Here is an 8,891-nt window from a genome sequence, read left to right as displayed (position 1 = left end):
ATAAGCGCTGAAAGCATCTAAGCGCGAAACCCACCTCAAGATAAGACTTCCCATTCCGTTAAGGAAGTAAGACCCCAGGAAGAATACCTGGTAGATAGGCTAGGAGTGTAAGGGCAGTAATGTCTTAAGCGGACTAGTACTAATCGGTCGAGGACTTGACCAAAAGCTCACTTTTAAGTTTTGTGTGTTTTGTTAATCTAGTGACAATAGCGAGGAGGATACACCGGTTCCCATTCCGAACACCAGAGTTAAGCTCCTCAGCGCCGATGGTACTTGGGGTTACCCCCTGGGAGAGTAGGTCGTCGCTAGGTAAGATAAGAACCACTTCAATCAACATGAAGTGGTTCTTTTGTTTATATCTAGATAAATATATTAAAGTTAAAGGTGGTTATTAAAAATAAAAATTGTAAAACATCTGGAATAGCTCAAAAAAAATTATTGACGTTAAATGGAAATTATGCTATTCTAACATACAAGTAAAATTTTTAGAAAGTAAATATGTCGATGCGTTAAAGGGGCTGCGGCTTGTCAAGAGTACCTAGTGGGAAAGGGGCAGTCGCCGAAATACTATGGAGATAGTATTGGGCCTATGTTTAATAGACATAGGACTGTCACTGAAAATTAGCCCAATTTTCAGTGGAGTACTTTACGCATTGGGGCAAAAGGGATTATATAATAGTATAGTCATGGGCCTTTTGCCTGTGACTATTTTTATTTTATATTGAAAGAGAGGGTTTAATATTGACTGTAATAGTTCAAAAATATGGCGGTTCTTCAGTAGAAACAATTGAAAAAATGAAAAATGTTGCCCAGCGAATAATTAAAAGCAAGGAAGAAGGAAAAGATGTTGTAGTTGTAGTTTCCGCTATGGGTAAAACGACCAATGAATTATTGAAAAAAGCAAAGGAAGCTGCTAAGAAACCTTCAAAAAGGGAAATTGATATGTTAATTTCAACGGGGGAACAGGTTTCTATTTCTCTATTAGCTATGATTTTGAATGACTTAGGTTACCCAGCTATATCCTTAACTGGGTTTCAAGCAGGAATAAAAACTAAAGGGGTACACACTAAAAATAAAATTTGTGATATTGAAATTGAAAAAATAACTAAACATCTAGATGAAGGGAAAATAGTTGTAGTAGCCGGGTTTCAAGGATTAAACGAAAAGGGAGATATTACCACTTTAGGTAGGGGTGGTAGTGATACCACCGCCGTTGCATTAGCGGCAAAATTAGGTTGCCAATGTGAGATTTACACAGATGTTGATGGAATTTATAGTGTTGACCCTAGGGTTTATAAAAAAGCTAAAAAGTTAAGTTACATTAGCTATGAAGAAATGATAGAAATGTCCCACTTAGGTGCTAAAGTAATGGAACCTAGATCCGTTGAAATTGGTCAGTGTTATCGGGTACCAATTTATGTAGCCTCTAGCTTAAAAGATTGTCCAGGAACATATATTAAGGAGGTAGATGAAAAAATGGAACAAAGGGGTATTACCGGACTTTCGATTAGTGAAAATGTTTTAATGATAACACTAAATAATGTCCCATATTCTCCTGCCAATGTGGCAGAAGTATTCGCCTTACTAGCTAAAGAAGAAGTTGTAGTAGATATGATAAGTCAAACTTCTCCCAATGAAGGGGTTGTAAACATATCTTTTACCACATCTAAAGATGACTTATTAACAGTTGAGGAAGTAATTTGGAAGTTAAAAGAAAAGTTTCCTTCATTAGAACATCAATTAGATACAACTATTATCAAGCTTTCGGTAGTTGGATCTGGTATGCGTACTCAATGGGGAGTCGCAGCAAAATTATTTGAATTATTTGCTCAAAATGGAATAGAATTTAAACAGGTAACTACTTCGGAAATAAGCATATCTTATACTATAAATAAGGAAGATAAGGATGAAGCAGTACGGGTAATTGCAGAACATTTCAATTTGTAGTAAGATAAATAATAAAATGATTTGGCTACAGAAAAACTAAAGATAAGAATAATCTAATTTGGAGGTTGATATTATGACAATGGAAAATTTAACCGATGCCTATGCTATTGCTCGCTTTATTAAAGAAGCGAAAAAAACTACCCCTGTAAAGGTTTATTTAAAGGGTAATTTACAAGATATAGATTTTAGTTCTTTTAAAGTTTTTGGAGAGGGTAATACCAGAATCTTATTTGGTGACTATAACGAAATTGCACCTTTTTTAGATAGTATTAAAGATAAAATTGAAGATATGGTAATTGAAAATGATCGGAGAAATTCAGCTATTCCACTATTAGATTTAAAAGAGATTCCTGCCCGTATCGAACCAGGTGCTATTATTAGGGATAGAGTAAAGATTGGTAAAAATGCTGTTATCATGATGGGTGCTGTTATTAATATTGGAGCTGAAATTGGCGAAGGAACAATGATCGATATGAACGCAGTGGTAGGAGCTAGAGGTATAATTGGAAAAAATGTCCATGTAGGTGCCGGTGCCGTTATTGCTGGAGTTTTAGAACCACCAAGTAAAACCCCAGTTATTGTAGAAGATGATGTCATGATAGGAGCCAATGCTGTGATTTTAGAGGGAGTTAAAGTTGGCAAAGGAGCAGTAGTAGCTGCAGGAGCTGTAGTTACAAAGGATGTACCACCTAATACAGTAGTTGCCGGATCACCTGCTAAAGTTATTAAAGATAAAGATGAAAAAACCCAAGAGAAAACCCAAATTTTAGAAGATCTAAGGAAATAGGTTGATAATTATGGAAAACATTTTTTTGGAAGATAAAAGGTATATTTTAAATACTTATCGGAGAATGGACTTAAATTTGGTTAAAGGTCAGGGTTCATTTCTGTGGGATGATCAAGGTAGAAGATATTTAGACATGTTCAGCGGTATTGCAGTTAATAATCTAGGACACGGTAATAAAGAAATCAAAGAAGCTATTAATGAACAGTTAGAAAAATATAACCATTTATCTAACTTTTTTGTAAGTGAATCTGTAGTTAATTTAGCAAAATTGTTAGTGGAAAACAGCTTTGGAAGTAAAGTGTTTTTTTGTAATAGTGGAACTGAAGCCAATGAAGCTGCCTTAAAGTTGGCAAGAAAATATGGCAAAAGTATAAGGGAAGATAAAACAGAAGTTTTAACTTTTTATAACTCTTTCCACGGTAGAACTTACGGAGGACTAAGTTTAACGGGGCAAGAGAAATACAAACAATCATTTCAACCTAGTGTTCCAGGGATAAACCATATTAAGTTCAATGATTGTCAAGATTTAAAAAATAAAGTTTCTGACAAAACCTGTGCAGTCTTTTTAGAATTGGTTCAAGGGGAAGGGGGAATCAAAGAGGTCTCTAATGAATTTATAAGAGATTTGGTGAACCTATCTAAAGAATACAAATTTTTAATAATTGTTGATGAAATACAGACAGGTCTAGGAAGAACAGGAGACTTATTTGCTTACCAAGGTTTAGGATTTACTCCCCATATAATTACTTTAGCAAAGGCTTTAGGGGGAGGTTTACCATTAGGAGCGATGGTTGTAGGACAAGAACTAGAAAATGTTTTTCAACCGGGGGATCACGGTAGTACCTTTGGAGGTAATCCCGTTGCCTGTGCCGCAGGGGTAGTTGTATTAAGTAAGCTTCTAGAAAAGGAATTTTTAAAAGAGGTAAAAAGGAAAAGTAGTTACCTGTTAGGGGAGCTAATAAAATTAAGGGATAGGTTTCCTCAGATTATTCTAGATATTCGGGGAAAAGGTATGATTATCGGTTTAGAAGTAGGGGATTATGCCGATAAAATTAAACAGAGGGCTTTAGAAAAAGGGGTATTATTAAATATTACCAGTGGAACAGTTTTAAGATTACTTCCACCTCTAACAATAACTTATGAAGAAATAGATCTATTTTTGAGAGTATTCTCTTCTATACTTGAAGAATTATAGGAGTGTGAATTTATTGTTAAATAATGAATTTCTACAAGAGTTAACTTTAATACGGAGGCGTTTACATCAAGTGCCGGAATTGGCCTTTGACCTTTACCAAACCCATCAAATTGTAAAAGAATATTTGTTATCATATGGTTATGAAATTGAAGTTGTGGCCAAAACAGGGATTGTAGCCCTTAAAAAAGGTGAAGGAACTGGTGCTTTAGCTTTTAGAGCTGATATGGATGGATTAGAGGTTACTGAACTAAACGATATAGATTATATATCCCTTCATCAAGGGAAAATGCATGCCTGTGGTCACGATGGTCATATGGCGATTTTATTAGGTTTTGCTAAATACCTTTCTAGACTGGAAAAATTAAACAAAGACATCCTTTTAATCTTTCAACCGGCGGAAGAAGGGCCAGGGGGAGCAAAAGAGATAATTGAAGAAGGAATATTGAAAAAATATAATGTTGAAGGGATTTTTGGTCTCCATATTTTCCCTGGGTTAGAACAAGGTAAAATTGGTTTAACAAATGGTCCATTAATGGCACAAAGTGGTGAGGTAGACTTAGTAATAAGGGGAAGTAGTGCCCACGGAGCTCAACCACATAAAGGATCAGATGCTATAGTGGCTGCTTCCGCTTTGATCTTAGATTATCAAACAATATTATCTAGAAAAATCGATCCTTTAGAACCAGGGGTTTTAACAATAGGGACAATAAAAGGTGGAGAGGCAAGAAATATAATAGCCGGTAATGTCCAACTAAATGGAACAATTAGAGCTTTTCATGGGGAAACATATAATTTAATTAAAGAGAAAATGAAAAAAATCAATTTAGGTATTGAAAATATCTATGAAGTACAAATTGATATGGAGATAAGGGATTTTTACCCACCGGTAATTAATGATAGTAAATTGTTCGAAATAGTTAAAAGCTCGTTAGACCCTGAAAAAGTGGAAATAGTAAAACCCTTAATGTTGGCAGAAGATTTCTCCTTTTATCAGCAACAGATACCGGGAATTTTTATGTTATTGGGTTCAAAAAATGAAGAAAAGGGATTTGTTCAGCCTTTACACAACGGAATGTTTAATTTTGATGAAGAAATTTTATTATTAGGTGTAGAAACATATATTAAAATTTGTCAAAGGTTGAATGTTTTTTAGTATTGCAATATAACAATAAGGTAGTATAAAAAGGGGGTGAAGGATAATGTTTACATTAGATACATGTGTTGCTTATATAACGGATAATTCAATGAAGTTTATTACTGATGCATTTGATCAAATTCTCAGTAGTAAAGGAGTTACCCGTGTGCAGTGGATTGCATTATATTACTTAGGGTTACAAGAAGTTATTAATCAAAAAGAGCTAGCGAACAAGATGAACATTAAAGAATCTACCGTTGCTAGATTAATTGATAGAATGGAAAGGGAAGGTTTGGTAATTAGATGCAAAAAACAAGATGATAGAAGGGCTTTTAATTTATTACTTACCCAGAAAGGCAAACACTATAGAGAAGTGTTAATTCCTGAAGGAGAAAAGTTTAGTGAAATTGTATCAAAAGGTATTAACGAAGAAGAAATGCAAATGTTTTTGTCTGTTTTAAAAAAGATGGTATTAAATGTTGAAGAACACATGCTTCGTAACAAATAGAAGTATGTGATTTTTTTATCAAAAAAAGGTTGATTTTTTATAATTAATTGCTATAATAATAATTAGTAATACAACTAATTTTTATATTTTATTAAGGGGGAATTTAAATGGCTAAAACACCAAGGGAATTGTTAAATGAATTTATGGGAGGTTTACAGGAAGTACAAAAAACCAATGAAGCTCATGTAGGAGCTTTTATGGGATTATTGGGAGCTTCTTATCAGCCGGGAAAACTTGATGTGAAAACAAAAGAGTTAATTAGCGTAGCTATTGGGGTATATAATCGTTGTGAATACTGTATTGTTTTTCATGCATACAAAGCTCTTGAAGCAGGTGCAACCCGTGAGGAAATAATGGAGGCTGCAATGGTAGGGGTTGCTTTTGGAGGAGGACCTACAATGGCATATAGTGTTACTTTGTTAAAACAATCATTAGATGAATTTGAAGGAGATTTTAAATAAAATGCTAAAAGGCAGTGAAAACTGCCTTTTAGTATATGTAAGGAGGATTTAAAATGGTTGAGATAAAACTTGAAAAACTTAACGGCCATGAAAAGGTAGGAAAAGTTGGAAAGATTAATAAAAAATTAGGTGAAATTGTCAAGTGTGGTGATATATTATTAGAAATTGAATCTAATAAAGGAAATATGAGTATTAGATCTAATGTTTCTGGAAAGTTAACATCGATATTAGTAGAAGAAGGAGATTTGGTAAAAATTGGTGATATTTTAGTTAAAATAGAAGCAAGTAAAATTGAACAAGAAATAAAAGAAAGTATTCAGGGATATAACTATTTTAGTAGTTTAATGAAGCCACAAAAACAAGAGATGATGGCTGATATTACTATAATAGGGGGAGGACCAGGTGGATATGTAGCAGCTATACAAGCTGCAAAATTAGGTGCCAAGGTTATTTTAATTGAAAAAGAAAGGTTAGGAGGAACCTGTTTAAACTTGGGTTGTATTCCAACAAAATGTTTAGTTAAATCTTCCAAAGTATTCAATAGTTTTAAAAGAGCAGAAGAATTTGGTTTATATGCAGAAAATGTTTCAGTCAATATTAGAAAAGTGGTAGAAAGGAAAAATAAAGTTGTAGATAGGTTAGTAGGAGGAATCTCTTATCTATTACAAAAAAATAATGTAAAAATTATTTATGGTGAGGGTAAGATTCTCAATCATGAAACAGTTTATGTAAAAGAAAAAAATGTTGAAAATTTAATAACAACTAAAAATATTATTATTGCTACCGGATCTAAAGCGATAAAACCTCCTATACATGGAATTGAAGATAAAAATGTTATTACTAGCGATGAGGCACTATATCTTTCTGAATTGCCTAAAAAGTTGGTTATAGTTGGCGGTGGAATAATAGGTATGGAGTTTGCCTTTATTTTTAATAGTTTTGGAGTAGAAGTATCTGTAATTGAGTCTGTAAATAGTATATTATCAATTTTGGATGAGGATATTTGTCAAGAAATTGCCAATATCGCTATCGAAAGAGGTATAAAAATTTATACCGACTCAAAAGTGGAAGAAGTTTTATCTACTGAGAATAATGAATCTATTGTAGTATTTAAGAGTAAGGAAGATAAAAAATTTATATGTGCAGACAAGGTATTAATAGCAGTAGGTAGAAAACCTTATTTAGGTAATTTAGATTTACATAGGTTAAAGATAGAACTTAATGATGAGGGTATGGGTATAAAAGTTAATGAAAAATTACAGACTAATATACCTAACATATATGCTATTGGAGATGTTACTAATAAAATCCAATTAGCTCATGTTGCATCTCATCAAGGAATAATTGCGGTCAAAAATATATTAGGATATGATGTAAAAATGAATTATGATGTAGTACCAAATGCTATATTCACAGATCCTGAAATAGCAGTAGTAGGAATAAGCGAAAGGGAAGCTAATGAAAAAGGTATTCATGTAGAGATAGGAAAATTCCCCTTCCAAGCTAATGGAAAAGCTTTAACTATTGGAGAAGATAGAGGTTTTATAAAAATAATTAAAGATAAATCTTCTAATAAGATAATTGGTGGTGCTATCATAGGACCTAATGCTACTGATTTAATAGGGGAGATTACTTTGGCTATAAAAAATCATTTAAAAGTAGAAGATATTATTGAAACAATTCACGCACATCCTACTACTAGTGAGGTAATACACGAAGGGGCGTTAGCTGTTGAAGGTGGTGCTATACATTTTGCTTAATCAAAGTCTAACTACAAAAATATATTTTTCACCTTCAAAAGATCCTTGGTATAATTTGGCCTTAGAAGAATATTTATTAGATAGTGTAAAAAAAAATGAAATTTACTTATATTTATGGCAAAACCAAAATACTGTAGTTATTGGGAGAAATCAAAATCCATGGAAGGAATGTAGATGTGAGGTTTTAGAAAATTCCGGTGGGAAATTAGCTAGAAGATTATCTGGTGGTGGTGCTGTTTATCATGATTTAGGCAATCTAAATTTTACTTTTATTATGGACAAGGATTTATATGATTTATCTAAGCAGTTAAAGGTAATTATTGATTCTGTAAAAATATTTGGTATTGATGCAGAGTTTTCTGGGAGAAATGATATAACAGTTAACGGGAAAAAGTTTTCAGGTAATGCTTATTATTTTAGAGGTAATGCAGCTTATCATCATGGTACTATTCTAGTAGATACTGATTTTGATAAACTTACTTCTTATTTGCAGGTGTCTAAGGAAAAAATAATATCAAAGGGAATAGATTCTGTTCAATCAAGGGTAGTTAATCTTAAAAATATCAATCCTAATATTACTATTGAAAAGATGAGTGACTTATTGAAGAAAACTTTTCTTGGAAATTATGGAGGAGATGGCGAAGAAATTGAAATAAATAATACAGAGAAAATAGAGCTTTTATATAATAAATATTCTTCATGGGAGTGGAGGTATGGTCAGACACCTAGTTTTGATATAGTTTTATCAAATAAATTTGATTGGGGAAGTATAGAATTAGGTTTACAGCTAAAAGATGGTTTTATTAGGTCTTCTAAAATATACTCTGATTCATTAGAAGTTGATTTTATGGAAACGATTTCTTCTGAGTTAATAGGCTTACCGTTAAATCTAGAAAAGATAGCCCAGAAACTTAACTCTTTTAATGATATTGATAATAATAAAGATATAATAATAAAGGATTTATGTTATTGGCTTAAGCATAAATCTATATAAATAAGTTAATGTATTTTGAAAACATGATGTTTTTTAGTATTGCAATAGATGAAAAATGTGGTATAATTGATTTAGAAAAATTAAATACAACTGATATATATCTT

General features: G+C 32.5%; 8 protein-coding genes, 2 rRNA genes and 1 riboswitch. All 10 genes read left to right on the top strand.

The genetic code is table 11. The annotated features are described in order from the left end of the window. Positions 1-163, top strand: a 23S ribosomal RNA gene (locus BMX60_RS10810); the annotation flags it as partial. Between the two features lie 33 nt (positions 164-196). Beyond that, positions 197-311: ribosomal RNA gene (gene rrf / locus BMX60_RS10805) — 5S ribosomal RNA — on the top strand. Positions 312-504: 193 nt separating this feature from the next. Continuing rightward, positions 505-655: riboswitch (Lysine riboswitch) on the top strand. 86 nt (positions 656-741) lie between these two features. Then, positions 742-1,947 carry an aspartate kinase gene (locus BMX60_RS10800; RefSeq protein ID WP_091351458.1) on the top strand — a complete coding sequence of 402 codons (1,206 nt, stop codon included), beginning with the start codon at positions 742-744 and terminating at the stop codon, positions 1,945-1,947. A 79-nt stretch (positions 1,948-2,026) separates the two neighbouring features. Beyond that, positions 2,027-2,734, top strand: a complete 708-nt coding sequence (gene dapD, locus BMX60_RS10795) for a 2,3,4,5-tetrahydropyridine-2,6-dicarboxylate N-acetyltransferase (RefSeq protein ID WP_207648442.1) — start codon at positions 2,027-2,029, stop codon at positions 2,732-2,734. Positions 2,735-2,744: 10 nt separating this feature from the next. Continuing rightward, the gene (locus BMX60_RS10790; RefSeq protein ID WP_091351456.1) at positions 2,745-3,929 is read left to right on the top strand and encodes an aspartate aminotransferase family protein; all 1,185 of its coding nucleotides are present in this window, start codon (positions 2,745-2,747) and stop codon (positions 3,927-3,929) included. A gap of 13 nt (positions 3,930-3,942) precedes the next feature. Further along, positions 3,943-5,082 (top strand): M20 metallopeptidase family protein, encoded by a 1,140-nt coding sequence (locus BMX60_RS10785; RefSeq protein WP_207648441.1) that lies wholly within the window; start codon positions 3,943-3,945, stop codon positions 5,080-5,082. Positions 5,083-5,128: 46 nt separating this feature from the next. Further along, the gene (locus BMX60_RS10780) at positions 5,129-5,572 is read left to right on the top strand and encodes a MarR family winged helix-turn-helix transcriptional regulator (protein ID WP_091351454.1); all 444 of its coding nucleotides are present in this window, start codon (positions 5,129-5,131) and stop codon (positions 5,570-5,572) included. A 107-nt stretch (positions 5,573-5,679) separates the two neighbouring features. Beyond that, the gene (locus BMX60_RS10775; protein WP_091351453.1) at positions 5,680-6,033 is read left to right on the top strand and encodes a carboxymuconolactone decarboxylase family protein; all 354 of its coding nucleotides are present in this window, start codon (positions 5,680-5,682) and stop codon (positions 6,031-6,033) included. Between the two features lie 53 nt (positions 6,034-6,086). Then, positions 6,087-7,793 (top strand): dihydrolipoyl dehydrogenase, encoded by a 1,707-nt coding sequence (gene lpdA / locus BMX60_RS10770; RefSeq protein WP_091351452.1) that lies wholly within the window; start codon positions 6,087-6,089, stop codon positions 7,791-7,793. After that, entirely contained in the window at positions 7,786-8,787 is a 1,002-nt protein-coding gene (gene lplA, locus BMX60_RS10765) for a lipoate--protein ligase (protein ID WP_091351451.1), read from the top strand. Before lpdA ends, lplA begins: the two co-directional genes overlap by 8 nt. Positions 8,788-8,891: the final 104 nt, after the last annotated feature.

Source organism: Anaerobranca gottschalkii DSM 13577, from assembly GCF_900111575.1.
In the GTDB taxonomy this organism is placed as follows: Bacteria; Bacillota; Proteinivoracia; order Proteinivoracales; family Proteinivoracaceae; genus Anaerobranca; species Anaerobranca gottschalkii.
The sequence above is the reverse complement of the archived record's forward strand: the minus strand, read 5'-3'. Positions and strand labels throughout refer to the sequence as shown.